The following is a 24637-nucleotide window of genomic DNA, read 5'->3' as shown; positions in this document are numbered from 1 at the left end:
CGCCGCGTCGAGCGGTGACCGCCGGGGACGGACGGTGCCGGCCGGGAGGCGGTCGCCCGGCCCGGCCGCCACCGGATCGGGCGTTCGACATACGACGTGAGGAGGGGCCCCGGACCAGTTGGTCCGGGGCCCCTCCTCGTCGAGTCCCGTCGCGTCAGGCCGTGACGACCGTGTACGGGGCGAGCAGCGCGGCGAGCTCGCTGTGCACCCGCGCCTTCAGGCGCGTGCCCTCCGGGGTGTGCTCCTCGGAGATCACCTCGCCCTCGGCGTGCACCCGCGAGACCAGACCGCCCTGCGTGTACGGCACGAGGGCCTCCACCTCGACCTCCGGCCGGGGCAGCTCGGCGTCGATCAACGCGAGCAGTTCCGCGATGCCCTGGCCGGTCCGCGCCGACACGGCGATGGAGTGCTTCTCGACGCGCAGCAGCCGCTGGAGGACGAGCGGGTCGGCCGCGTCCGCCTTGTTGACCACCACGATCTCGGGCACGTCGGTGGCGCCCACGTCCCGGATCACCTCGCGCACGGCGGCCAGCTGCTCCTCCGGCGCCGGGTGCGCGCCGTCCACCACGTGGAGGATCAGGTCGGCGTCACCGACCTCCTCCATGGTGGAGCGGAACGCCTCGACCAGGTGGTGCGGCAGATGCCGGACGAAGCCGACCGTGTCGGCCAGCGTGTACAGCCGGCCGCTGGGCGTCTCAGCGCGGCGGACCGTGGGGTCGAGGGTGGCGAACAGGGCGTTCTCCACCAGCACCCCCGCACCGGTCAGCCGGTTCAGCAGGGAGGACTTGCCGGCGTTGGTGTACCCGGCGATGGCCACGGACGGGACCTTGTTGCGGCGCCGCTCCTGGCGCTTGATGTCGCGGCCCGTCTTCATCTCCGCGATCTCCCGGCGCATCTTCGCCATCTTCTCGCGGATCCGTCGCCGGTCCGTCTCGATCTTGGTCTCACCGGGGCCTCGCGTGGCCATGCCACCGCTGCCGCCGCCACCCATCTGCCGGGACAGCGACTGGCCCCAGCCGCGCAGCCTCGGCAGCATGTACTGCATCTGGGCGAGGGCCACCTGCGCCTTGCCCTCGCGGGACTTGGCGTGCTGGGCGAAGATGTCGAGGATCAGGGCGGTCCGGTCGACCACCTTGACCTTGACGACGTCCTCCAGGTGGATGAGCTGGCCGGGGCTCAGCTCACCGTCGCAGACGACCGTGTCCGCGCCGGTCTCCAGCACGATGTCGCGCAGCTCGTCCGCCTTGCCCGAGCCGATGTACGTGGCCGGGTCCGGCTTGTCGCGGCGCTGGATGACGCCGTCCAGCACGAGCGCGCCCGCCGTCTCGGCGAGGGCGGCCAGCTCGGCCAGGGAGTTCTCGGCGTCCTGCACGGTCCCCGAGGTCCAGACGCCCACCAGCACGACGCGCTCCAGGCGCAGCTGCCGGTACTCGACCTCGGTGACGTCCTCGAGTTCGGTGGAAAGGCCGACCACCCGGCGGAGCGCCGCGCGCTCCTGGCGGTCGAACTGGTCGCCGTCCCGCTCTCCGTCGATCTCGTGGCTCCAGGCGACGTCCTCTTCCATCAGGGCATCGGCCCGAAGGCTCTCGGCGCGGGTCGGCTCGGAGGAGCTCAGCTTGTCCTGCTTGTCCTGGGAAGGGGATGAAGAGGAGGTCATTGGATCCTTACGTCGATGGAAAAGTCGATTCGTCGGGCACAACGCCCGGGCACCCCGGATGATTCCCGGCCGGGGCCGGGCCGCGGGCGGGGCGCCCCGCCGACACGACGATGGTCGCACGGCACCACCGGGCCCGTCACGCGGGTTTACCCGCCGGCGGCTCCGGTGACGGGGGCGCGGACCGGCCCCGCGACGGGGCCGTGGGCCGTGGGACGCGCGCCGGCCGAGGAGGCGGCCGTCGGGGTGGCGGCGCGCCAGTCGGGGTGGCCCGGCATGGCCGGGGTCTTCTCGCCGTACAGCCAGCCGCGCAGGAAGCCGGTCAGGTCGCGGCCGGCGACGGCGGAGGCGAGCCGGACGAAGTCGGCGGTCCCGGCGGTGGCGTGCGCGTACTCGGCCGTCCAGCGCCGTTGGAGCGTGCCGAAGGCGGCGGCGCCGATCTCCTGGCGCAGGGCGTACAGGACGAGGGCGCTGCCGTCGTAGACGACCGGCCGGAACAGGGCCGTCTTCGCGTCCGTCGCGGGTGGGCGCGGCGCCGCCGGAGGGCCGCCCGCAGCGCGCCAGCCGTCCGACGCGGTGTACGCCTCGCGCATGCGGCGCTCCAGCTGTTCGTGGCCGGACTCGTCGGCGTGCAGCGCCTCGTACCAGGTGGCGTGGCCCTCGCTGAGCCACAGGTCGGACCATGAGCGGGGGGTGACGCTGTTGCCGAACCAGTGGTGGGCCAGCTCGTGGACCATGATCGACTCGACGTACCACTCGGGTAGCTCGGGGTCGGTGAACAGCGACCGCTCGAAGAGCGAGAGGGTCTGGGTCTCCAGCTGGAAGCCGGTGGACGCGGCGGCGACGAGCACGCCGTACGTGTCGAAGGGGTAGCGGCCCGTCTTCTCCTCCATCCAGCGCAGGTGGCCGGGTGTCCTGCGCAGCCAGGGCTCCAGCAGCTTCCGGTCGGCGGCGGGGACGACGTCGCGCAGGGGCAGGTCGTGGGGGCCGGTGTGCCGGACGACGGCGGAGCGGCCGATGGCGACCTGTGCGAGCTCGGTCGCCATGGGGTGGTCGCCGCGGAAGGTCCAGGTGGCGGAGGGTCCGGCGACGGCGCGGGCGACCGCCCGGCCGTTGGCGACGGCGACGAGGTCCTTGGGCGCGGTGACGCGGAAGGTGAAGAGGGCCTTGTCGGCGGGGTGGTCGTTGCAGGGGAAGACGCGGTGGGCGGCATGGGGCTGGCCGGCGAGGGCGAGCCCGTCGGCGGTGCGGACCCAGCCGCCCTCGGCTCCGGCGGCGACCGGGTCGCTGGTGTGGGTGACGGCGATGGTGAGCCGATCCCCCGGGGCCACCGGCAGGGCGGGGTCGATCACCAGGTCCTCGCCGGTGCGGGTGAAGCCGGCGGGGCGGCCGTCGACGGTCACGGATGCGACGGTTCCGTGGGAGAAGTCCAGGTTGAACCGGTCCAGACGCTCGGTGGCCCGCGCGTCGATCCTGGTGAGCGCGTCGAGGGGCTTGCGGTTGTCGCCGCTGTAGGTGAGGGCGATGTCGTACGCGAGGACGTCGTAGCCGGGGTTGCCGAGGTGCGGGTAGAGCGGGTCGCCGATGCCGAGCGGCTCGGGCGCCGGGAGGGCCGCCGCGACGAGTCCGGCGGACACCGCGGCGAGGAGTGCGGCGCGCAGGCGCGGCCTCCGAACCCGAAGACTCGGGGTGCGGGGGCTCGGGGTGTGGGGGCTCCGTGTGCGGGGGCGAGGGTCCTGGACGCGCAGGTGCGGGGCGCGTGGCCGGGGGGCGCCCGGCCGAGGGATGCGCGGGGACGGGGTGGTGGGGGGCATGTGGCCAGCGCTACCAGCGCGCGGGGCGTACGCCGGTGCGGCGCGCGCCCCGCACACCCGAACGAGCGCCGCGCGCGGGCGTACGGCGGCTCGTCCGGCGTCCGGCGAGGAGGGCCGCGTGCGCCCTTCGGAGGCGCCCCAGCGTGACCGCGTCGCTCTGGCCCGCGGCACGCGCGCGTGCGCGCCCGGCCCGAGCCCGGCTCCGCGGCAGCACCCGGCCTCCGGGGGCCGGGGCGCAGGCGTACCAGCGGCTTCTGTCGGATCCCGGGGCGGCGCCCGGCGGACCACGGCGGCGCCGCTCCGTGCTCCGCGGCGGCGACGGCGGGTGTCCGGGCGGCGGACCAGGCCGACGGGAGCCTTGGCGCGCCCCGAGGGCGCTACCGCGTCGACGGCGGGTGCTGGGCGGCGCGGCTGACGTCGTACACGCCGGGGACGTCCCGCATGGCGCGCATCAGCGCGGGCAGGCCGGCCGCGTCGGCGAGCAGGAGGGTGTACGTGTGGCGGACCCGCTGTTCGCTCGGAGGTTCGACGGTGGCCGAGACGACGGCGGCCCCCGCCGTGGCGATGGCCTCGGTGAGGTCGGCGAGCAGACGGGGGCGGCCGAACGATTCGGCGACGAGGGTGACCCGGCAGGGCGCCTCGCCGCTCCAGCGCACGGTGACGGGCTGCCGTCCGAGGGACTCCATCCGGCGTACGGCCGGGCATTCGGCGCGGTGGACGGTGACGGCGCCGCCGCGTACGGCGAAGCCGGTCACCGCGTCGGGCGGCACGGGCGTGCAGCAGCCCGCCAGGCGGACACCGGTGTGCGGGGCGTCGACGACGGCGTTGGCGGTGGGCCGGCGGCCGGTCACGACGGCGGCGGCCGGGCGCGGGTCGGCGTCGGGGGCGTCCGGGCCGTGCGGGTGGGCGGCGAGCCAGTGGTCGATGGCGATGCGCGCGGTGGGGGTGCGGGCGTGCTCCAGCCAGTCGGGCGAGGGCCCGGACCCCTCGTCCTCGGCGAGCAGGGGCTGGACGGTGTCGCCGTCGCGCAGGACGGTGCCGAGTGTGGCGAGCCGCCCGTTGACGCGGGCGCCGACGCAGGCGTGGGCGGCCGTCCCGTACTGCTCGTAGGCGGCGTCCACGCAGGTGGCGCCCGCGGGGAGGGCGAGCGTGCCGCCGTCGGGGAGGAACACGGTGATCTCGCCGTCCTGCGCGAGGTCGGCGCGCAGCGACGTCCAGAACGTGTCGGGGTCGGGAGCGGACTGCTGCCAGTCGAGCAGGCGCGACAGCCAGCCGGGGCGGGTGGGGTCGGCGCGTTCGCCGTCCTCGGCCGGGTCTGGTCCGTCGGCCGGGTCGCCCGTCGGGGCGGCGGGGGCGGGGGCGGATCCGGCTGCGGCGGGGGCGCCGGCGGAGGACGCGGTGGCCGCGGCAGCGGAGGAGGGCGGGGCTGAGGCCGCGGGGGCGGGGGCGGGGGCGTAGGGGTTGCCGAGGGCGACGACGCCCGCCTCGGCGACCTTGTGCATCCGGTGGGTGCGGATGAGGACCTCCGCGACGGCGCCGTCGGGCGCGGCGACGGCCGTGTGCAGCGACTGGTACAGGTTGAACTTCGGGGCGGCGATGAAGTCCTTGAACTCGGAGATCACCGGGGTGAAGCAGGTGTGCAGCTCGCCCAGCACGGCGTAGCAGTCGGCGTCCTCCCCGACCAGGACGAGGAGCCGCCCGAAGTCGGTGCCGCGCAGCTCGCCGCGCTTGCGGCTGACGCGGTGGACGGAGACGAAGTGGCGTGGGCGGACGAGGACCTCGGCGGTGATCCCGGCGTCCCGCAGGACGGTGCGCACGTCGTCGGCGACGGTGGCGAGGGCGTCGCCCGCGTCGGCGTTGCGCGCGATCAGGGCGCGGGTCCGCTCGTACTCGACGGGGTGGAGGATGGCGAAGACCAGATCCTCCAGCTCCGTCTTGAGGGCCTGCACGCCGAGGCGCTCGGCCAGCGGGATGAGGACGTCGCGGGTGACCTTGGCGATGCGCGCCTGCTTCTCGGGCCGCATGACGCCGAGGGTGCGCATGTTGTGGAGCCGGTCGGCCAGTTTGATGGACATGACGCGGACGTCGTTGCCGGTGGCGACGAGCATCTTGCGGAACGTCTCGGGCTCGGCGGCGGCGCCGTAGTCCACCTTCTCCAGCTTGGTGACGCCGTCGACGAGGTAGGCCACCTCGTCACCGAACTCCTCGCGCACCTGGTCGAGGGTCACCTCGGTGTCCTCGACGGTGTCGTGGAGGAGTGACGCCGTCAGGGTGGTCGTCTCGGCGCCGAGTTCGGCGAGGATCAGCGTGACGGCGAGGGGATGGGTGATGTAGGGCTCGCCGCTCTTGCGGAACTGGCCCCGGTGGGACGACTCCGCCAGCTCGTACGCGCGGCGCAGGACGGCCAGGTCGGCGTCCGGGTGGTGGGCGCGGTGGGCGTCCGCGACATGGCCGATGGCGTCGGGCAGGCGGTCACGGGCGGTGGGGCCCAGCAGCGCGGCCCGGCCGATCCTGCGCAGGTCGATACGGGGGCGGCCGCGCCTGCGGCCGGGGGCGCTGGGGTTGGTGGCCTCTGCGCTCATGGGGCACCTCCGGCGGCGTCGACCGGCGGTGGGCGGGTACGGCGTGACCGCCCTGCCGGTGCTTGATGCTACCGAGCCCACCACGCGGCGCAGCCCCGCTCTCGCCCAGCGTGAACGGGATCACCCATTCGAGGGAGGTTGGCGCGCGTACCGTTTCGTCCCGTGATCGAACCGCGTGCTCAGACGGCCGATTCGGAGAGCCACGCCGGATCGATGTGCCCCTCGGCGACGATCACGGCGGGGCCGGTCATCTCGACCCGCCCGTCGGGCCGCTCCGTGATCACCAGCGTGCCGCCGAGCACGTCGACGGTGTACGTGACGGGGGCGCCCGTCACCGCCGGGTCGACGCCGTCGCGGCGGGCGGCGGCGACGGCCACGGCGCAGGCGCCCGTCCCGCACGACCGGGTCTCGGCGGCGCCGCGCTCGTGGACGCGCATGGCGACGTGCCGCGGGCCCCGGTCGGCGACGAACTCGATGTTGACGCCGTCGGGGTAGACGGCGGCGGGGGCGTACGCCGGTTCGGCGCGGAGGTGCCCGGCGTGGGCGAGGTCGTCGACGAAGGCGACGGCGTGGGGGTTGCCCATGTTGACGTTGCGCGCGGGCCAGCTGCGGCCGTCGACGGTGACGGTGACGCCGGCGTCGGGCAGCACGGCACGCCCCATGGAGACGGTGACGTCGCCGTCCTTCGCGAGGTGGACCAGCTTGACGCCGGCACGGGTGGCCACGGCGAGGTCGCCGGCCGTGACGTGCCCGGCGTGCTCCAGGTAGCGGGCGAAGACGCGGACGCCGTTGCCGCACATCTCGGCGACGGAGCCGTCGGCGTTGCGGTAGTCCATGAACCACTCGGCCTCGCCGGCCATGTGCCGCGCCTCGGGGTGGGCGGCGCTGCGGACGACGTGCAGCACCCCGTCGCCGCCGATGCCGGCGCGGCGGTCGCAGACTCTCGCCACCAGGGCGGCGGTCAGATCGACGGCGTTCTCCGGGTCGGGGAGGATCACGAAGTCGTTCTCGGTGCCGTGGCCCTTGAGGAAGGCGAGGGGTGTGCTGTTCACGCGATCAATCGTACGGGGCGGGTACGACAGCCGGCGGGGACGTCCGAACGGCGGACTCCCGGGCGCGCCGCCGTGCGGGGGGCCTCGGGGCCGGCGGCCGGGCCGCATCGGAGGGCGGAAAGGCGAGGGCGGGAGGGCGAGGGCGGAGGCGGGGTGTCGGGCTGCGGCGGGGGCTCGGCCGGGCCGTGGGGGCGGGCTCCGGCGGAGACGGGTTCACCGCCGGCAGACGGGTTCGACGCCGGCAGACGGAATCCAGTACAGACGCGCGCTAGCGGAGGCGGGCCACGCGCCAGACGGCGAGGGCGACCATGAGGGTGACCAGGGTCGCGTACAGGGCGATCACGCGCCAGTCGGGGCGCTCGCCGGAGCCGCGCGGCGGCAGTCCCGGCCAGCTGTAACCGACGCGGCGGGCGGCCATCATGCCCCAGCCGGCCGCGCAGCCGCAGAGCAGCAGCCCGAGCATCGCCAGGACGGCGCCGCCGTCACCGGAGCCGAAGGCCAGGGGGAAGGCGAACATCAGCGAGCCCAGGGCGCCGAGGCCGACGATGGGAGCGAGCTGCCAGATGCGCAGGCGCCGCTGCGGGCGCAGCTCGACCTCGACCTCGTCGGGGGTGACGTCCTGCGCCCCGTCCTCGTCCAGCTCCGGGCCGTCGGGGCTGAGCCGAGGCGCTTCCCGCACCTGCGGGTCCGCGCCGTCCGACGTCTCTCGCCCTTCTCTGTCGCGAGGGCCGGCCTCCATCGCCACGCGCCCTCCCCACTCGGATCCACTGGTCGATCGATGCTCGATGATGGCACGGCCACGACCGCCGGAATGACGGGCAGGGCGTCCCGATGCCATCACGTGATCAGGCTGTAACCGCTCGTTCGACCAACGTCAGGGCCCGGCGCGGGAGTTCCCCCCGGTCCGCGGCGGCTCCGCTGAGCCATCTGACCCGCGGGTCACGGCGGAACCACGAGTCCTGACGGCGCGCGAAACGCTTGGTGGCGCGCACCGTTTCGTCGCGCGCCTCCTGTTCGGTGCACTCCCCCGCGAGGGCCGCGAGGACCTGCTGGTACCCCAGGGCCCGGGAGGCGGTGCGCCCGTCCCGCAGGCCCCGGCCCTCCAGCGCGCGCACCTCGTCGACCAGTCCGGCCTCCCACATCCGGTCCACCCGCTCGGCGATGCGGGCGTCCAGTTCGGGGCGGGCCACGTCCACACCGATCTGGACGGTGTCGTAGACGGAGTCGTGGCCGGGGAGATTGGCGGTGAAGGGCCTGCCGGTGATCTCGATGACCTCCAGGGCGCGTACGACGCGGCGGCCGTTGCTGGGGAGGATGGCGCGGGCGGCGTCCGGGTCGGCGGCGGCGAGCCGGGCGTGCAGGACGCCGGAGCCGAGCTCCTCCAGCTCCGCCTCCAGGCGGGCGCGGACGAGCGGGTCGGTGCCGGGGAACTCCAGGGCGTCGATGGCCCCGCGGACGTAGAGCCCGGAGCCGCCTACGAGGATCGGCGTACGGCCGGCGGCGAGCAGCCGGTCGATCCGCGCGCGCGCGAGGCGCTGGTACTCGGCGACGCTGGCGGTCTGCGTGACGTCCCAGATGTCGAGGAGGTGGTGGGGGACTCCGCCGCGCTCCTCGCGGGTCAACTTGGCCGTGCCGATGTCCATCCCCCGGTACAGCTGCATGGAGTCGGCGTTGACGACTTCGCCGCCGAGTTCCCGCGCGAGGTGGACGCCCAGATCGGACTTTCCCGCTGCGGTGGGGCCGACGACGGCGATGACACGGGGAGTGGGGAGAGTGCTGCTCACCGCCCCAGTCTCGCAAACGCGGAGCGGTGTCCCCGAACGAGTTACGTGACGGGGTGGGGGCGGGGTCGTTGCCAGTTGCGAGGTTCCGACCGCCGGTTCAGCGACCGGCCCCGCCCGGACGACGCGATGGGGCGCTCCGGACAGCGCGGGATTTCGCCCGCACGAGTACGCTATGGAGTTGATATGGGCGTTTTTGCATGGTTTCGCCGGAAAGGCGAGAAGGGCGGGCAGATGGCCGAAGTCGCCGCCGACGAGGCGGGGAGCGCCACGCCGACCGCGAGCGCCGTCGCCGACGTTGACGCCGACGTTGACGCTGACGCCGACGCCGGGGAGCGGTCCGGTGGTGGCTCCGCTCTGACCGGTCCCGCCGCGTCCCCCGAGGCGTCCGCGCCTTCCGGGCCCTCCGCACCCCCGGCGACGTCCTCCGAGTCCGAGGCGTCCGGGCCGGACGCGGTCCCGCCCCAGGCGGTCCGGTCCGGCTCGCAGGCGGCGCTCTCCACCGCCGGGGAGGCCGAGGGCCGGGAGCACGGCGACGAGGCCGCCCGGCAGGCCGCGTCGGCCGGGACGGCCCCGGAAGGGGCGGCCGCGGGCGCGACGGCCTCGGGTGGGACGGCTTCGCGGGACGCCGCCGAGGGAGAGGACGCCGCCGACGGAGTGGACATCCCGAAGCAGCAGTCGGCCGAGGAAGCGGCCGACAGCGGAGCGGGCGAAGGCGCCCGCACCTAGGCAGGGCCGGCGGAACGGGTCCGTCCGGCCGGTCCGGTGGGAACCGGTCAGTACGAGGGAAGGTGGGTCATGGGCTTCCTGGACACGTTGAAGACCAAGCTCGGCCCTGCCAAGGGCAAGGTCTCCGACCTCGCCCAGCAGCACGGCGAGAAGATCGACCACGGCATCGAGAAGGCCGCCCGCATGGTCGATCAGAAGACCAAGGGCAAGTACACCGACAAGATCGAGTCCGGCACCGTCAAGGCGCGGCACGCCATGGACCGGCTCGCCCACCAGGGCGAGAAGGGCGACACGCCATCCGGACCGGAGGCGTCGCCCCCGACGCCCCCAGGACCGCCGCCGTCGGCCTGAGCGGCCTCCGCCCGGCGCCGCCGCCGGGTGTACGGCACCGCGGGCGGTCGCGGAGCAGCACGCTCCGCGACCGCCCGCCGCCGTGTCGGGAGCCCGCTCGCCACCGGCCGACGGCGCGGCTCCGGGCCCGCCCGCGCACGGCGCCGGGACCGCGCACGTCGCCGGAGCGGGGCGCCGGGCGGCCGGCACCGGCGCTCGCCGCTACGACCAGGTGGCGACCAGGTAGCCGACGCCGTACGGGGCCTCGTCGTACAGCAGCCGACCCTCCGGGGACGCGCCGCGCGCGGCGCCCGCGAGGACCTGCCACGGGGCCCGGCCGGCCGCCTTCAGCTCGTACGCGAGATCGGCGTCCAGCGCGGCCAGGGCGGCCGTGTCGGCGGCGCCCAGGGCGCGCGCGGCCCGCTCGTCGAAGTCCGCCGCCCGCTCGTCGAGGTAGCCGGGCGCCTTCACGGAGCGGCAGGCGCTGCCGTCCCCCATCACGAGCAGGGCGACCCTGGGGGCCCGCGCGGCGATCTCCCCGCCGGCCTCGGCGCACCGCTCGGGTGTCAGCGGCGCGGCGACCCCGACGCCCTCCACGGGGGCGTCCGCCCAGTCGGCGCGCTGGAGCAGCCAGGCGGCCACGGCCAGAGACGGCGGCAGCGGGCGGGTCGGGCCGCCGTCGCCGGGCGCACCGGCCCCGAGTCGTACGTCGAGATCGACGCCGAAGCCCCGGAAACCGCCCACGGCGCCCTCCGGGTACGTCACGGTGCCGCCGTCGTCGGGGTCGGCGTCCGGGTCGGGGCCGACCACCACGAGCCGGTCGGGGCGGGCGGCGGCCAGGACGCCGACCGCGTCCAGGCAGGCCGTGCGCGCGCGGTCCAGTTCGGGCGCGGCACCGGCGGCGACGGCCGGTACGAGGAGCGGCGGGCAGGGGCAGACGGCTGCGGCGACAAGCATGATCCGCAGCGTAACGCGACCGGCGCGGCCGCGGTGGGCCCCGGACGCCGCGCCTCGCGCCCGGCGGCCCCTGCGCGGCGGGGGCCCCGCACACCGCGGCCCCGCCCCTCGGCACGAGCGCCGTGCGCCGTCGCGCCGCGCGTCGCCCGGCAGCGGCGCCCGACGCCCGGGAGCAGCGCCCGACGCCCGGGAGCAGCGCGGATCAGCCGCCGACCGCGCAGCCGCTCTCCGCCGGGGGCAGCGGGGCGGGGGCGCCGATCCCGGGGAGGCCGAGCATGACCCCCGCGGGCTTGGCCGACCGGGCCGTGTCGCGCTTCTCCCAGGCGTCGCCCGCGCGCGTCCGGCGCACGGCCGCGACGGGTCCCTCGGCCAGCAGATGGTGCGGCGCGGCGTACGTGATCTGGACCGTCACCACGTCGCCCGGGCGCACCGGCTCGTCCGGCCGGGTGAAGTGGACGAGGCGGTTGTCGGGGGCGCGGCCGGAGAGGCGGCGGGTGGCGTCGTCCTTGCGGCCCTCGCCCTCCGCGACCATGACCTCCAGGGTGCGGCCGACCTGCTTCTTGTTCTCCTCCCAGGAGATCTCCTCCTGGAGGGCGACGAGGCGCTCGTAGCGGGCCTGCACGACCTCCTTGGGGATCTGGTCCGCCATCTCGGCGGCGGGCGTCCCCGGCCGCTTGGAGTACTGGAAGGTGAACGCCTGCGCGAAGCGCGCCTCGCGGACGACGTGCAGGGTCTGCTCGAAGTCCTCCTCCGTCTCGCCGGGGAAGCCCACGATGATGTCGGTGGAGATCGCGGCGTGCGGGATGGCGGCGCGGACCTTCTCGATGATCCCGAGGAAGCGCTCCTGGCGGTACGAGCGGCGCATCGCCTTGAGGACGGTGTCGGAGCCCGACTGCAGCGGCATGTGGAGCTGCGGCATCACGTTCGGCGTCTCGGCCATCGCCGCGATGACGTCGTCGGTGAAGTCGCGGGGGTGCGGCGAGGTGAAGCGGACGCGCTCCAGGCCCTCGATCGTGCCGCAGGCCCGCAGGAGCTTGCTGAACGCCTCCCGGTCGCCGATGTCGGAGCCGTAGGCGTTGACGTTCTGGCCGAGGAGGGTGATCTCGGAGACGCCCTCGCCGACCAGCGCCTCGATCTCGGCGAGGATGTCGCCGGGGCGGCGGTCCTTCTCCTTCCCGCGCAGCGCGGGGACGATGCAGAAGGTGCAGGTGTTGTTGCAGCCGACCGAGATCGAGACCCACGCGGCGTACGCGGACTCGCGGCGGGTCGGCAGCGTGGAGGGGAAGGCCTCCAGCGACTCGGCGATCTCGACCTGCGCCTCCTCCTGGACGCGGGCGCGCTCCAGCAGGACCGGCAGCTTGCCGATGTTGTGCGTGCCGAAGACGACGTCGACCCAGGGCGCCTTCTTGACGATGGTGTCGCGGTCCTTCTGGGCGAGGCATCCGCCGACGGCGATCTGCATGCCGGGCCTGCGGGCCTTCACGGGGGCGAGGCGGCCGAGGTTGCCGTAGAGCTTGTTGTCGGCGTTCTCGCGGACCGCGCAGGTGTTGAAGACCACGATGTCGGCCTCGTCGGCGCCCTCGGGCGCGCGCACGTACCCGGCGTCCTCCAGCAGGCCGGAGAGACGCTCGGAGTCGTGGACGTTCATCTGGCACCCGTAGGTGCGAACTGCATAGGTACGCGTGACGTCCACTGTCTGGCTCCGGTCGCTGCTGGTCATGGGACAAGGGTAGGCGGTACCGCGAGGAGCCCGGGCCCGGCCTGTGGACAACCCCCGGCCCGGGCCCGGCCTGTGGACGACCCCCGGCCCGGGACGACCCCGGCCCGGGACGCACCGGCGCACCGCCGCCGGGCACCCCGCCGTCGCGGCGCCACCGGACCGCCGCGCCGGCGGCGGGAGCTGTCGGGGCCGCCGCCGCGCACACCGCCCCGCCCGGACCACCGCGGGGCCCCGGCGGCAGGCGGTTCCCCTCGCGGGGTGCCTGCTGGCAGGATCGCCGCATGCCTGCCGTCCCTCTTCTCTCCTCCCCCGGCACCGGGCCCCGCCGCGCGCGGCGCCGTCGCGCCCTGCGGCTGGCGGCGGTACTGCTGGCGGTGGGCGGGCTGCTGCTGTGGTGGCTGCTGCCGCTCGGGCAGGACCAGCCGAGCGGGCGGATCACGTTCAGCACGGGCGTGCGGACCGGGGTGTACCAGCGGTACGGGCAGCTGCTGAAGGGCGCGCTCGACCGGGAGCTGCCGCGGGTGGCGACGACCCTGCGCGACAGCGAGGGCTCCCAGCAGAACCTCGCGCGCGTGGCGTCCGGGGAGGCCGACTTCACCATCGCCACGGCCGACGCGGTCGCCACGTACCTGCAGGAGGAGCGGCCGGGCGCGGGGGAACTGCGCGGCTGCACCCGGCTGTACGACGACTATGTGCAGCTGGTCGTGGCGAAGGGGTCTCCGGTGCGGACGGCGGCCGACCTCAGGGGGCTGCGCGTGGGCGTCGGCCAGGAGGGCTCCGGGGTGCGGCTGCTGGCCGACCGGCTCCTCGACGCGGCGGGCCTGGACCCGTCACAGGACGTGCGGCCCGTGCCGGCCGGGATCGACACGATGCCGAAGCTCCTGGAGCAGGGACGGCTGGACGCCTTCTTCTGGTCCGGCGGGCTGCCGACCAGCGCCGTGCTGCGGCTGTCGGAGCGCTTCCCGGTGCGGCTGGTCCCGCTCGACCGGGATCTGGTGGACCGGGTGCACGCGGAAGGCGGCCCGAGCCGCTACTACCGTTCGGCCGTGATACCGGCCGACGCCTACCCGGCGGCCCAGGACGGCCCCGTGCAGACGGTCGCCGTGGCGAACCTGCTGGTGACCACCGGCCGGGTGGACGCGGCGCTCACGGAGGGCGTCACGCGCACCGTGATCGGCAGCCGGGACCGGGTGGGTCGCGAGGTGCACCCCGCGCAGGTCGTCGACCTCCGTACGGCGATCTACACGGACCCGCTGCCGCTGCACGAGGGAGCGCGGCGCTACTACCGGTCCGTCAAACCGTAGCCACCGCCGTCGGGGGCCGGTTCGGTGCGCGGCAGGGCGATGGTCACGCGCAGGCCGTGCGGCTCGTTGTGGGCGAAGCTCAGGGTGCCGCCGCCGGCGCCGAGCAGCGCCCGGCTGATGGACAGGCCCAGGCCGGAGCCCTTCACGTTCTGGTGGCGGCCGCTGCGCCAGAAGCGGTCGCCCACGCGGGCCAGCTCCTCGTCGGTCAGGCCCGGCCCCCGGTCGGCGACGACGACGGTGGACGTGTCGCCCCGCGCGCCGGCCTCGACCGTCACCTCCTCGCCCTCGGCGGTGAACTTGAGGGCGTTGTCGATCACCGCGTCGAGGGCGCTGGACAGGGCGATCGGGTCCGCCCATGCGGTGACGGCGGGGCCGGTCGCGGTGAGGCGGACACCCCGCTCCTCGGCGAGCGGGCGCCACGCTGCGACCCTCTCCGCCGCCAGCTCCTTGATGTCGGTGAGCTGCAGGTCGGCGGAGGCGTGCTCGGCGAGCGCCAGGTCCAGCAGGTCGTCGAGGACCCGCGCGAGGCGCTTGCCCTCCGCCCGCACGGAGGCGATCTCCTCGTTCCCCTCGGGCAGTTCGAGCGCGAGCAGCTCGATGCGGAGCAGGAGCGCGGCGAGCGGATTGCGCAGCTGGTGGGAGGCGTCCGCGACGAACGCCCGCTGCTGCTCCAGCACCTCCTCCACGTGGTCGGCCATCTCGTTGAACGAGCGGGCCAGCCGGCGGAGCTCCGGAGGGCCGCCGGCCGCCGCGACTCGGGAGTTGAGGCGGCCGGTGGCGATGTCGTGGGTGGCCGCGTCGAGCACCCGTACGGGCCGCAGGACCCAGCCGGCGAGCCGGAAGGCCGCGCCGACGGCGAGCAGCATGGCGGCGCACTCCCCCGCCGCGATCAGCAGCCAGCCCCGGAGGATGCGGCCGCGCAGGGCCCCGGTCGGCGAGTCGGTGACCACCACGGCGACGACGTCCCCGTCCCGTACCACCGGTGAGGCGACGGCCAGGCGCGCGTCGGGCTGCCACGGCCACACCTGCGGCGGGTCGTGGGAGCGGCGCCCCAGCCGGGCCTCCGCCAGGGCGCGGCGCAGCTCGCCCTCCTGCGGGATGCGCCAGCCCTCGGGGGCGGCGGCCATGGTGGTGCCGTCGCGGTAGAAGACCCCCGCGTCGATGCCGTACACCTCGCGGTAGCGGACCAGCTCGTTCTGGAGGGTGGAGCGGCGCTCGTCGAGGCCGGGCCCGCTGTCGGTGACGTACTGGGCGAGCGCGGCGAACCGCGCGGTGTCGTCGATGCGGTCCACGACGACCGTCTGCTGATGGGCGGAGGCGAGGCTTCCGGCGAGCGGGAAGCCCAGGGCCAGCAGGACGCCGGCCATGAGGATGATCAGCAGGGGGAGGAGGCGTGTGCGCAAGGGTCGCCCGTCGGTTCCGGCCGTCCGGCGCTACGCGCGCGGGGACGGGGCGGGGGCGACGAGCCGGTAGCCGCCGCCGCGGACCGTCTCGATGAGGGCGGGCATCCGCAGCTTCGAGCGGAGGGAGGCCACATGGACCTCCAGGGTCCGGCCGGTCCCCTCCCAGCTCGTCCGCCACACCTCACTGATGATCTGCTCGCGGCGGAAGACGACGCCCGGCCGCTGCGCCAGGAGCGCGAGCAGGTCGAACTCCTTGCGGGTCAGCTGGACGGCCGAGCCGTCCACGGTGACGCGGCGGGTGGGCAGCTCGACGACGACCTGGCCGAGGCGGACCGGGTCGGCGGGGCCGACGACCGGGTGGGAGCCGGTGTCCTCCGGGTCGGCGGGGCCGGTGGCGCGCCGGCTGACGGCGTGGATACGGGCCAGCAGCTCGCCCGTGTCGTACGGCTTGACCACGTAGTCGTCGGCGCCGAGGTTCAGCCCGTGGATGCGCGACCGGACGTCCGCGCGGGCGGTCACCATGATCACGGGGGTGGCCGTCAGCTTCCGGAGCCTGCCGCAGACCTGGTAGCCGTCCTGGTCGGGGAGGCCGAGGTCGAGGAGGATCACGCCGAACGGCGGCCTTCCCGGCTCGTCGCAGGGGAGGACGGCCTTGAGGGCCTCCTCGCCGTTGCGGGCGTGGGTGACGGTGAAGCCGTGCTTCCTGAGGACGGCGGACAGAGCGGCGGCGACGTGGTCGTCGTCCTCGACCAGCAGCAGTCTCATTTCGGGCCCCCCTCCGGAAGTGGCTCCAGGTCTCATGAGCCCCGCGGCTCGCACGGGCCTCGCTCGCATCTCGGGTCTCGGGTCGGTCTCGGTCGGTCTCGGTCGGTCTTGGGTAGGTCTCGGTCGGTCTCGGTCGGTCTCGGTCCGTCTCGTCGGTCTCGGTCGGTCCCGCGTCCGCGGGTGTCGGGGCCGCGGGTGCCGTCGTGCGGGTCCCGTCCGTCGTACGGGTCCCGGTCATGCGGGTCTCACGGCGTTCAGGACCGGCTCGGCCCGCGGACACGCGGGCGTCACCGGAGCGTCGCCCCGGTGGCGCAGGGTCGGCCGTACGGCGTGTCCGCCGGCCGGCCGGTCCGCGGCGCCGCGGGCGTACCCGGAGATGGTGCCAGGTGGCGACCGCGTTCCGGCAGCGTTCCACCACTGGCATGAATCCCGATGGCGGAGCGCCAGTCAAGAGCGCGCGCGGCCGGTGCGCACATCCGTTACGCAGCCGGTATTCCGGCACACGCCCCGTTCACACGGAGTGTCCGGTTGCCGCCGGATCGTTATGCTCAATTTCCGCTCAGATGTGCTGACGCTGCTCGTCAGGCGTGCTTAATGTCCTGTGCAACCGAGCAGGACGGAGCGAGAGGCGATGAGCGGAGTGTCAGTGACCAAGGGAGCAGCGGACGCCGCACCGACGGCGGGCGACCTGGTCGTACTGAGCAACGTCAACAAGCACTTCGGCGCGCTGCACGTGCTCCAGGACATCGACCTGACGATCGCCCGCGGCGAGGTCGTGGTCGTCATCGGGCCGTCCGGGTCCGGCAAGTCCACGCTGTGCCGCACCATCAACCGCCTGGAGACGATCGACTCGGGCACGATCACCATCGACGGCAAGCCGCTGCCCGACGAGGGCAGGGAGCTCGCCCGGCTGCGGGCGGACGTCGGGATGGTCTTCCAGTCCTTCAACCTCTTCGCGCACAAGACGGTGCTGGAGAACGTCACGCTGGGCCAGGTCAAGGTCCGCAAGGCGGACAAGAAGGAGGCCGAGGCGAAGGCGCGGGCCCTGCTGGACCGCGTCGGGGTCGGCACGCAGGCCGACAAGTACCCGGCGCAGCTCTCCGGCGGCCAGCAGCAGCGCGTCGCCATCGCGCGGGCGCTGGCCATGGGACCCAAGGTGATGCTCTTCGACGAGCCCACCTCGGCGCTCGACCCGGAGATGATCAACGAGGTCCTCGAAGTCATGCAGCAGCTGGCGCGCGAGGGCATGACGATGGTCGTCGTCACCCACGAGATGGGCTTCGCCCGCTCCGCGGCGAACCGGGTGGTCTTCATGGCCGACGGGCGGATCGTCGAGGAGGCGGCGCCCGACCAGTTCTTCAGCAACCCGCGCAGCGACCGGGCCAAGGACTTCCTTTCGAAGATCCTTCACCACTGACCACCCCCCTGCGCCGGACGACCACGGCCGGACCACGACACAAGGGATGTTCACCATGCAGTTCCGCAAGACCAGTGCGGCCCTCGCCGCGGTTCTGACCCTCTCGATCGGCGCGACCGCGTGCGGCTCCGGCGGCGACACGGCCTCCGGCAGCGACAAGATCACCATCGGTATCAAGTTCGACCAGCCCGGTCTCGGCCTGCGGACCACGGACGGCAAGTACACCGGCTTCGACGTCGACGTGGCCACGTACGTCGCCAAGGAGCTGGGCTACAGCGCCGACAAGATCGAGTGGAAGCAGGCGCCCAGCGCCGAGCGCGAGAACCTGATCCGCAACGGCGACGTGAAGTTCGTCGTGGCCAGCTACACGATCAACGACAAGCGCAAGGCCGTCGTGGACTTCGCCGGCCCGTACTTCCTCGCCCACCAGGACCTCCTGGTCCGCGCCGACGACGACTCGATCAAGAAGGCCGAGGACCTCAACTCCAAGAAGCTCTGCTCGGTCACCGGCTCCACCTCCGCGCAGAACGTCAAGGAGAAGCTGGCCCCCAAGGCGGACCTGCTGCAGCAGGGCGGCTACTCCGAGTGCCTGACCGGCCTGGAGAACAAGGGCGTCGACGCCCTGACCACCGACGACTCCATCCTCGCCGGCTACGCGGCGCAGAAGGAGCACCAGGGCAAGTTCAAGCTGGCCGGTCTGAAGCTGAGCGACGAGCCCTACGGCATCGGCCTGAAGAAGGGCGACAAGGAGCTCCGCGACAAGATCAACGCGGCCATCGAGAAGATGAAGTCGGACGGCTCCTGGGACAAGTTCGTCGAGAAGAACTTCGGTCCGGCGAACTACAAGAACGAGCCCGCGCCGCAGATCACCGAGAAGTGAGCCGCCCCGCCGCCTGAGCGGCGGACCGGCGCAAGGCAGCAGCAGCGGTGAGGCGCCGTCGGCCCAGGCCGGGCCGGCGGCGCCTCCCACGATCCAACCAGGGGAGAGCGCGGGTCAACGTGTTCGACTTTCTTGATTCTCCGCAGTACGACCTGCTCGGCGCCTTCTGGGTGACCGTCCAGCTCACCCTCTACTCGGCGGTGGGCTCCCTGATCTGGGGCACCCTGCTGGCGGGCATGCGGGTGAGCCCGGTACCGCTGATGCGGGCCTTCGGGACCGCGTACGTCAACCTCGTCCGGAACACCCCGCTGACCATCGTGGTCGTCAGCTGCTCGCTGGTGCTCAACCAGACGCTCGGGTTCGCCCTGGGGGGCGAGACCTTCAAGGACATCGGCTTCCGCATGGCGGTGCTCGGCCTGGTGGCGTACACGGGCACGTTCGTCTGCGAGGCGCTGCGCTCCGGCATCAACACCGTGCCGGTCGGGCAGGCCGAGGCGGCGCGGGCCCTGGGGCTGAGCTTCTTCCAGGTGCTGACCCTGATCGTGCTGCCGCAGGCGTTCCGCTCGGTGGTGGCCCCGCTCGCGAACGTCCTGATCGCCCTGACGAAGAACACGACCGTCGCGGCGGCGATCGGCGTCGCCGAGGCGGCGCTGCTGATGAAGGAAATGGTCGAGAACGAGGCCGACGCGCTGTTCGCCGTCTTCGGCGTCTTCGCCCTCGGGTTCGTGCTCCTCACTCTTCCCACCGGCCTGCTCCTGGGCTGGGTGGCCAAGCGCGTGGCGGTGAAGCGATGAGTTCCGTTCTGTACGACACCCCGGGCCCCAAGGCCAGGCTGCGGAACATCCTGTACTCGGCCGTCTTCGTCGTCCTGGTGGGCCTCGTGGTCTGGTGGGCACTGTCCGTCATGGCCGACAAGGGGCAGCTGGCGGCCGACAAGTGGAAGCCGTTCGTCACCGACGGCGCCGTCTGGACGACCTTCCTCCTGCCGGGCCTCGTCGAGACGCTGAAGGCGGCGGGGCTGGCGCTGGTGATCGCCCTGCCGCTGGGCGCGCTGCTCGGCATCGGCCGCCTCTCCGACCACGCGTGGGTCCGGGGTCCGGTGGGCGCGGTCGTGGAGTTCTTCCGCGCGATCCCCGTGCTGCTGATGATGATCTTCGCGAACGCGGTGTTCGCCCAGTTCACGCCGATCGCGTCGGAGGTCAGGCCGCTGTACGCGGTGGTGACCGGCCTCGTTCTGTACAACGCCTCCGTCATCGCGGAGATCGTCCGGGCCGGCATCCTGTCCCTGCCGTACGGCCAGACCGACGCCGCCAAGGCGATCGGCATGCGCAAGGGCCAGATCATGGGGTACGTGCTGCTGCCGCAGGCGGTCACGGCGATGCTGCCGGCGCTGGTCAGCCAGCTCGTGGTCATCGTCAAGGACACCGCGCTGGGCGGCGCGATCCTGGGTCTGAGCGAGCTGCTCTTCCAGATCCGCCCGATCACCGCCAACTACGGCGCCAACACGATCGCGACGATCACCGTGGTGGCACTGATCTACATCCTCGTGAACGGCGCGCTGACGCAGCTCGCCGCGTGGCTGGAGGGTCTGATGCGGCGGCGCAAGAAGAGCACCGGCGCGGTCGTGGACATCAAGGAGATCGACTCCCAGATGGGCGGCGGCGTCGCGTAGGGAGCCGGATGCTGCGGGGGGCGGTGGCCTGGTGGCCGCCGCCCCCTCGGCGCACGCGAGGCCCGCGACGGTCGCGGGCCTCGCGTGCGCCGTCGTCTGTCTTCGCCGTGATCGACCGTCTGTCTTCGCCGTCAACGACCGTCGCGGGCCTCACCTGCGCCCGCGTGGACGCCCTCGCCCGCCCGCGTCGCCCTTCGCCTCCGGTGCGCCGCGTCCCCTGCCTGCGGTGCGCCGCTCCCACTTGCCTGCGATGCGCCGCCCTTGCGTCTCCGGTGCGCCGCGCACGCGCGAGCGCGGGGCCTCCCTGCCCCGTCACTTGACGCAAGCACAGGCAGTGGGTTGCATACGAACTGTGATCACTCACCGGGTTCCAGTCGTATCTTCATGCGTTTCTCCTGCTCATCGGAGGGGCGCCCGAGCCTCAGAGGTCACTGGAGTCACAGCGGCCACTGACATCACTCAGCTCACTGGAACCACAGGTGCCACTGGAGTCCTGTCGTGGACCCGGTGATCATCGTCGGCGCGGGCCCGGTCGGGCTCGCGCTGGCCCTGGCGCTGGCCGCCCAGGAGGTGCCGTGCGTGGTGCTGGACGAGGGGGCGGGTGAGGACGAGTACCGGCCCGCCCGGACCGCGGTGCTCCGGGCTGACACGGCCGGATTCGTGGAGCGGCTGGGCTGCGGCGCGGCGCTGCACGAGGAGGGCGTGCGGTGGAACGCCTGGCGGGCCGTGCGGCGTCGTCAGCTGGTACACCGCCACACCTTCGCGGACGCCCCCGAGGGCGTCGCCGGAACCGGTGAGGCGCGCGGCCACGGCCATGGCCTGCCGGGCGAGCGGGACGCCGCCGGCCGCGGGTCGGCCGGGCTCGGAGGTCTGGGGCGCGGTGCGGGCCGGGGGCCGGGCGAGGTCACCGGCCCGGGGCCGGACGCCAACGCTGCCGAGGAGGGCGTCGAGGGCGTCCCCGCGCCGCTGCACGTCCCGCAGCACGCGCTCACGGGCGCGCTGCGCGCCGCCCTCGCGGCGCCGCCCGCCGCGCGGCTGGTCCGGCTCGTCACGGAGAGCCGGGTCGACGCGCTGGAGCAGGACGCGGGAGGAGTGTCGGTCCACACCCGGGGACGCCACGAGACCTGGTGGCGGGGCGGCTACGTGGTGGGGTGCGACGGCGCCCGTTCCACGGTCCGCAAACTGCTGGGCATCCGCTTCCCCGGGCGTACGGCGGTGGAGCGCCACGCCGTGGCGATGTTGCGCACGGAGCTGCCGTGGCCCGGCGAGGCGGTGCTGCACCGCCGGCCCCCGTGGCGGAGCGGCGGGGACGAGGTGTCGGCGCGCCCGCTGCCGGACGGGGGCTGGCGGCTGGACTGGCTGCTGCCGCCGCGCGGCGAGCTGGTGACGCCGGAGGCCCTGGTGAGCCGCATCCGGGAGACCCTGGCCGGCTGGTGCGGGGACACGCCCGCGTACGAGCTGGTCGACACGGGCGTGTACACCGTGCACCACCGGCTGGCGCGGAGCTGGCGTGTGGACCGGGCGTTCCTGGCGGGGGACGCCGCGCACCTGCTGGGCGCGCTGGGCACGCAGGGTCTGGACGAGGGCCTGCGGGACGCGGAGAACCTGGCGTGGAAGCTCGCCGGGGCCTGGCACGGCGGAGACTCGCCGCAGGTGCTGCTGGACAGCTACGAGGCGGAGCGGCGCACGGCGGTGGCCGCCCGGCTCCGCGCCGCCGACCAGGCCCTTCCGGCGCTGCGGAGCGGGGGCGGGCTGCGGACGTACCTGCGGGGCGGCGCGCGAGGGCTCGACGCGCTCCTGGCGGACGCGCATCTGGGGCGGGGACCGCTGGGCGCTCCGCCCGCGTACCCGCTCTCGCCGCTCACACCGATGGACCCGGAGAGCGCGGTGGAGGTCGGTACGGAGCCGGGCGCGCCGGTCGCCGACGTGCCGGTGACCGCGCCGGACGGCACGGCGGGTCGGCTGCGCGACCGGCTGGGGCGCAGTGCGCTGGTCGTCCTGGTAGCGCCGGGCACGGGCGTGTGGGACAGGCGCCACTGGGTGACCGCCGGCGTCATGCCCCGGCTCGCGGAGACGGTGCGGGCCCTGCCCGTGGCGGCCGAGCTGCTGGTCACCGAGGCGTACCCGGGCGCCGCGGCCCACACGGTCCTGCTCGTACGGCCTGACGGCCACCTCGCCGCGGCCTTCGCGGGCGTCCACCCCGACGCGCTGCGTACGGCGGCGCGGACCCTGCGCGGTGGCGCGCCCGACAGGCAGGGGTCCGAAACCCCGGAGGAAGCGTCCGTGCCCTGAGCCGGACGGCCCGACCGCGCCGGTGGCCGCGGCGCCTGCGCCCGGCCGCGGCCCTGGTCGCCCTCGGCCCGCCGGGCCGGCCCGGCGCCCGTACCGAACCACGCGCGTCATCCGAAGCGCCGGTGACCGGGCCCGGCGTCCACGCGCTCTGACGGCTCCACCAGGTGAGGGGCCGAGCCATGGGCCGAGGGGCCAGTGGTCGACGGGCTGGGCGGCGAGGGGCCGACGTGGCTGCGTCGGTCGTGGCTGCCCGAACCGGCGCTGCGTCTGCCGACCGGCGGCCAGGCGCACGAGCTCGACGGCCGGCGCTTCGCGGCTGGTGGTACGGACCGGCAGGTCTCGGCCGCCCCGGCGGCCGACGTGAACGCGTCCGCGACCGGGTGGACCGGGTCTGGCACACCGGCGCGCCCCGCGCGCCACCGCCGGGCGTGGCGCACCACGGCGGTGCCCCGGCGCGGGCGGGCGCAGGGTCCTCCCTGCCTCCTCGGGCGGCGTGCCGTCGCGGCAGTCCTCGCGTACGGTCGGCGGCGGCGGTGGTCAGGTGGGGTCGAAGTCCAGGTCCTCGGTGTCCTCGCCCTCCTCCTCCAGGGCGCGGCGGACGACGCGGAGGGCGAGGCCCTCGGGGTAGCCCTTGCGGGCGAGCATGCCCGCGAGGCGGCGGAGCCGGCGGTCGCGGTCGAGCCCGCGCGTGGAGCGCAGCTTGCGCTGGACGAGCTCGCGGGCCGTCGCCTCCTCCCGGTCCGCGTCGAGCCGGCCGACCGCCTCGTCGATCACGGCCGAGTCGACGCCTTTGGTGCGGAGCTCCCGTGCCAGGGCGCGGCGGGCCAGCCCGCGGCCGTGGTGCCGGGACTCCACCCATGCCCCGGCGAACGCGGCGTCGTCGATCAGTCCCACGTCCTCGAAGCGGGACAGGACGTCCTCGGCGACCTCCTCCGGGATCCCCCGCTTGTGGAGCGCGTCCGCGAGTTGTCTGCGGGTGCGCGGCATCCCGGTGAGCAGGCGCAGGCAGATCGCCCGCGCCTGCTCGGCCGGGTCCTGGGGCGGCAGCTCCTTCTCGGCCCTCGACGAGTCGGGGCTGCCGCCCGGCCATTCGGTGCGCCGGGCCATGGGTTACGCCTTGGCCGCCGTCGCCTTGGTCGCCTTCGCGGCCTTCGTCGCCGGTGCGGGGACGGACTTGGCCGCCTCGGCCGTCGCGTCCGCCGTGCCCGAGGCCGCTGCGGCGGGCTCAGCCGCCGAGGTGTCGGGACGGACGCCGACGCCCAGCTTCACCTTGATCTTCTTCTCGATCTCGTTGGCGAGGTCGGGGTTGTCCTTGAGGAAGTTGCGGGCGTTCTCCTTGCCCTGGCCCAGCTGGTCGCCCTCGTACGTGTACCAGGCGCCGGCCTTGCGGATGAAGCCGTGCTCCACGCCCATGTCGATCAGGCCGCCCTCGCGGCTGATGCCCTCGCCGTAGAGGATGTCGAACTCGGCCTGCTTGAACGGCGGGGCCACCTTGTTCTTGACGACCTTGCAGCGGGTGCGGTTGCCGACCGCGTCCGTGCCGTCCTTGAGCGTCTCGATGCGGCGGATGTCGATGCGCACCGACGCGTAGAACTTCAGCGCGCGGCCACCGGTCGTGGTCTCCGGCGAGCCGAACATCACGCCGATCTTCTCGCGGAGCTGGTTGATGAAGATCGCCGTGGTCTTGGACTGGTTGAGCGCGCTGGTGATCTTGCGGAGCGCCTGGCTCATCAGGCGGGCCTGGAGGCCCACGTGCGAGTCGCCCATCTCGCCCTCGATCTCCGCGCGCGGCACGAGTGCGGCGACGGAGTCGATGACGATCAGGTCGAGCGCCCCGGAGCGGACGAGCATGTCCACGATCTCCAGGGCCTGCTCGCCGTTGTCCGGCTGCGACAGGATCAGGTTGTCGATGTCGACGCCGAGCTTCTTGGCGTACTCGGGGTCGAGGGCGTGCTCCGCGTCGACGAACGCGACCTGGCCGCCGGCCTTCTGCGCGTTGGCCACGGCGTGCAGGGTCAGGGTCGTCTTGCCGGAGGACTCCGGGCCGTAGATCTCCACCACACGGCCGCGCGGCAGGCCACCGACACCGAGCGCCACGTCGAGCGCGGTCGAGCCGGTCGGGATGACCTCGATGGGCTCCTGGGACCGCTCGCCCATGCGCATCACGGCGCCCTTGCCGAACTGCCGTTCAATCTGTGCGAGCGCGGCGTCGAGCGCCTTCTCGCGGTCGGTTCCTGCCATGGGTTCCACCCGGTTTGCTTGAGTCGATCGCTTCACGTCAAAGA

20 protein-coding genes are annotated in these 24637 nt (G+C 74.2%); 8 read left to right on the top strand and 12 right to left on the bottom strand.

Annotated elements, in window-relative coordinates; all coding sequences use genetic code 11:
• Positions 1–154: 154 nt before the first annotated feature.
• The 6 genes from hflX to miaA all read right to left on the bottom strand — a co-directional run bounded on the left by hflX (position 155) and on the right by miaA (position 8886).
• Entirely contained in the window at positions 155–1657 is a 1503-nt protein-coding gene (hflX, locus tag CP974_RS23140; RefSeq protein WP_031127852.1) for a GTPase HflX, read from the bottom strand.
• A 146-nt stretch (positions 1658–1803) separates the two neighbouring features.
• Positions 1804–3291, bottom strand: coding sequence for a M1 family metallopeptidase (locus tag CP974_RS23135; RefSeq protein ID WP_308447657.1), 1488 nt, complete (start codon positions 3289–3291; stop codon positions 1804–1806).
• Between the two features lie 554 nt (positions 3292–3845).
• Complete coding sequence (locus tag CP974_RS23130; protein WP_031127855.1) at positions 3846–6050, bottom strand: RelA/SpoT family protein; 2205 nt, start codon at positions 6048–6050, stop codon at positions 3846–3848.
• 179 nt (positions 6051–6229) lie between these two features.
• Complete coding sequence (gene dapF, locus CP974_RS23125; RefSeq protein ID WP_031127857.1) at positions 6230–7102, bottom strand: diaminopimelate epimerase; 873 nt, start codon at positions 7100–7102, stop codon at positions 6230–6232.
• A gap of 268 nt (positions 7103–7370) precedes the next feature.
• On the bottom strand, positions 7371–7841 hold the full coding sequence (locus CP974_RS23120; RefSeq protein WP_031127858.1) for a hypothetical protein: 471 nt from the start codon (positions 7839–7841) through the stop codon (positions 7371–7373).
• A 106-nt stretch (positions 7842–7947) separates the two neighbouring features.
• On the bottom strand, positions 7948–8886 hold the full coding sequence (gene miaA, locus CP974_RS23115; protein WP_031127860.1) for a tRNA (adenosine(37)-N6)-dimethylallyltransferase MiaA: 939 nt from the start codon (positions 8884–8886) through the stop codon (positions 7948–7950).
• Positions 8887–9117: 231 nt separating this feature from the next.
• Here miaA and CP974_RS23110 point away from each other — a divergent pair, with 231 nt between their 5' ends.
• Together CP974_RS23110 and CP974_RS23105 are read left to right on the top strand one after the other, a co-directional pair.
• The gene (locus CP974_RS23110; protein WP_037936100.1) at positions 9118–9612 is read left to right on the top strand and encodes a hypothetical protein; all 495 of its coding nucleotides are present in this window, start codon (positions 9118–9120) and stop codon (positions 9610–9612) included.
• 69 nt (positions 9613–9681) lie between these two features.
• Positions 9682–9963, top strand: a complete 282-nt coding sequence (locus CP974_RS23105; RefSeq protein ID WP_031127863.1) for an antitoxin — start codon at positions 9682–9684, stop codon at positions 9961–9963.
• Positions 9964–10164: 201 nt separating this feature from the next.
• Here CP974_RS23105 and CP974_RS23100 read toward each other — a convergent pair whose 3' ends face one another.
• The gene (locus CP974_RS23100) at positions 10165–10899 is read right to left on the bottom strand and encodes a class III extradiol dioxygenase subunit B-like domain-containing protein (RefSeq protein ID WP_031127865.1); all 735 of its coding nucleotides are present in this window, start codon (positions 10897–10899) and stop codon (positions 10165–10167) included.
• 202 nt (positions 10900–11101) lie between these two features.
• Positions 11102–12619, bottom strand: coding sequence for a tRNA (N6-isopentenyl adenosine(37)-C2)-methylthiotransferase MiaB (miaB, locus tag CP974_RS23095; RefSeq protein ID WP_031127866.1), 1518 nt, complete (start codon positions 12617–12619; stop codon positions 11102–11104).
• Positions 12620–12900: 281 nt separating this feature from the next.
• Between miaB and CP974_RS23090 the strand changes: the two genes are divergently transcribed.
• A complete protein-coding gene (locus CP974_RS23090) occupies positions 12901–13923 on the top strand; it encodes a TAXI family TRAP transporter solute-binding subunit (RefSeq protein ID WP_031127868.1) in 1023 nt (340 codons plus the stop codon).
• Here the strand turns inward: CP974_RS23090 and CP974_RS23085 are convergent.
• Positions 13902–15326: a sensor histidine kinase gene (locus CP974_RS23085; RefSeq protein WP_031127869.1), complete on the bottom strand. Its 1425-nt coding sequence runs from the start codon at positions 15324–15326 to the stop codon at positions 13902–13904. The two genes, CP974_RS23090 and CP974_RS23085, sit on opposite strands and share 22 nt — an antisense overlap.
• A gap of 30 nt (positions 15327–15356) precedes the next feature.
• Positions 15357–16091: a response regulator transcription factor gene (locus tag CP974_RS23080; RefSeq protein ID WP_150485851.1), complete on the bottom strand. Its 735-nt coding sequence runs from the start codon at positions 16089–16091 to the stop codon at positions 15357–15359.
• 631 nt (positions 16092–16722) lie between these two features.
• Between CP974_RS23080 and CP974_RS23075 the strand changes: the two genes are divergently transcribed.
• The 5 genes from CP974_RS23075 to CP974_RS23055 all read left to right on the top strand — a co-directional run bounded on the left by CP974_RS23075 (position 16723) and on the right by CP974_RS23055 (position 22352).
• A complete protein-coding gene (locus CP974_RS23075; protein WP_031127872.1) occupies positions 16723–17508 on the top strand; it encodes an amino acid ABC transporter ATP-binding protein in 786 nt (261 codons plus the stop codon).
• Positions 17509–17563: 55 nt separating this feature from the next.
• Entirely contained in the window at positions 17564–18388 is an 825-nt protein-coding gene (locus tag CP974_RS23070) for a glutamate ABC transporter substrate-binding protein (protein WP_031127873.1), read from the top strand.
• A gap of 119 nt (positions 18389–18507) precedes the next feature.
• Complete coding sequence (locus CP974_RS23065; RefSeq protein ID WP_031127875.1) at positions 18508–19182, top strand: amino acid ABC transporter permease; 675 nt, start codon at positions 18508–18510, stop codon at positions 19180–19182.
• Positions 19179–20060, top strand: coding sequence for an amino acid ABC transporter permease (locus CP974_RS23060; RefSeq protein ID WP_031127876.1), 882 nt, complete (start codon positions 19179–19181; stop codon positions 20058–20060). Before CP974_RS23065 ends, CP974_RS23060 begins: the two co-directional genes overlap by 4 nt.
• 498 nt (positions 20061–20558) lie before the next feature.
• The gene (locus CP974_RS23055; protein ID WP_037936103.1) at positions 20559–22352 is read left to right on the top strand and encodes an FAD-dependent monooxygenase; all 1794 of its coding nucleotides are present in this window, start codon (positions 20559–20561) and stop codon (positions 22350–22352) included.
• A gap of 537 nt (positions 22353–22889) precedes the next feature.
• Here the strand turns inward: CP974_RS23055 and recX are convergent.
• Positions 22890–23459, bottom strand: coding sequence for a recombination regulator RecX (recX, locus tag CP974_RS23050; RefSeq protein WP_031127879.1), 570 nt, complete (start codon positions 23457–23459; stop codon positions 22890–22892).
• Between the two features lie 3 nt (positions 23460–23462).
• The gene (gene recA / locus CP974_RS23045) at positions 23463–24593 is read right to left on the bottom strand and encodes a recombinase RecA (RefSeq protein ID WP_031127880.1); all 1131 of its coding nucleotides are present in this window, start codon (positions 24591–24593) and stop codon (positions 23463–23465) included.
• Positions 24594–24637 lie beyond the last annotated feature (44 nt).

Origin of the sequence: Streptomyces fradiae ATCC 10745 = DSM 40063, from assembly GCF_008704425.1 — a bacterium.
In the GTDB taxonomy this organism is placed as follows: domain Bacteria; phylum Actinomycetota; class Actinomycetes; order Streptomycetales; family Streptomycetaceae; genus Streptomyces; species Streptomyces fradiae.
Note: the sequence above shows the minus strand (reverse complement) of the source record. Positions and strands in the feature narration are given on the sequence as shown.

What these genes read in the sequence shown, in the direction of transcription:
- hflX (WP_031127852.1), bottom strand. Translation starts at nt 1,657, where the DNA reads ATGACCTCCTCTTCATCCCCTTCCCAGGACAAGCAGGACAAGCTGAGC.
- CP974_RS23130 (WP_031127855.1), bottom strand. Translation starts at nt 6,050, where the DNA reads ATGAGCGCAGAGGCCACCAACCCCAGCGCCCCCGGCCGCAGGCGCGGC.
- CP974_RS23120 (WP_031127858.1), bottom strand. Translation starts at nt 7,841, where the DNA reads ATGGAGGCCGGCCCTCGCGACAGAGAAGGGCGAGAGACGTCGGACGGC.
- CP974_RS23110 (WP_037936100.1), top strand. Translation starts at nt 9,118, where the DNA reads ATGGCCGAAGTCGCCGCCGACGAGGCGGGGAGCGCCACGCCGACCGCG.
- CP974_RS23105 (WP_031127863.1), top strand. Translation starts at nt 9,682, where the DNA reads ATGGGCTTCCTGGACACGTTGAAGACCAAGCTCGGCCCTGCCAAGGGC.
- CP974_RS23100 (WP_031127865.1), bottom strand. Translation starts at nt 10,899, where the DNA reads ATGCTTGTCGCCGCAGCCGTCTGCCCCTGCCCGCCGCTCCTCGTACCG.
- miaB (WP_031127866.1), bottom strand. Translation starts at nt 12,619, where the DNA reads ATGACCAGCAGCGACCGGAGCCAGACAGTGGACGTCACGCGTACCTAT.
- CP974_RS23090 (WP_031127868.1), top strand. Translation starts at nt 12,901, where the DNA reads ATGCCTGCCGTCCCTCTTCTCTCCTCCCCCGGCACCGGGCCCCGCCGC.
- CP974_RS23080 (WP_150485851.1), bottom strand. Translation starts at nt 16,091, where the DNA reads ATGAGACTGCTGCTGGTCGAGGACGACGACCACGTCGCCGCCGCTCTG.
- CP974_RS23075 (WP_031127872.1), top strand. Translation starts at nt 16,723, where the DNA reads ATGAGCGGAGTGTCAGTGACCAAGGGAGCAGCGGACGCCGCACCGACG.
- CP974_RS23070 (WP_031127873.1), top strand. Translation starts at nt 17,564, where the DNA reads ATGCAGTTCCGCAAGACCAGTGCGGCCCTCGCCGCGGTTCTGACCCTC.
- CP974_RS23060 (WP_031127876.1), top strand. Translation starts at nt 19,179, where the DNA reads ATGAGTTCCGTTCTGTACGACACCCCGGGCCCCAAGGCCAGGCTGCGG.
- recX (WP_031127879.1), bottom strand. Translation starts at nt 23,459, where the DNA reads ATGGCCCGGCGCACCGAATGGCCGGGCGGCAGCCCCGACTCGTCGAGG.
- recA (WP_031127880.1), bottom strand. Translation starts at nt 24,593, where the DNA reads ATGGCAGGAACCGACCGCGAGAAGGCGCTCGACGCCGCGCTCGCACAG.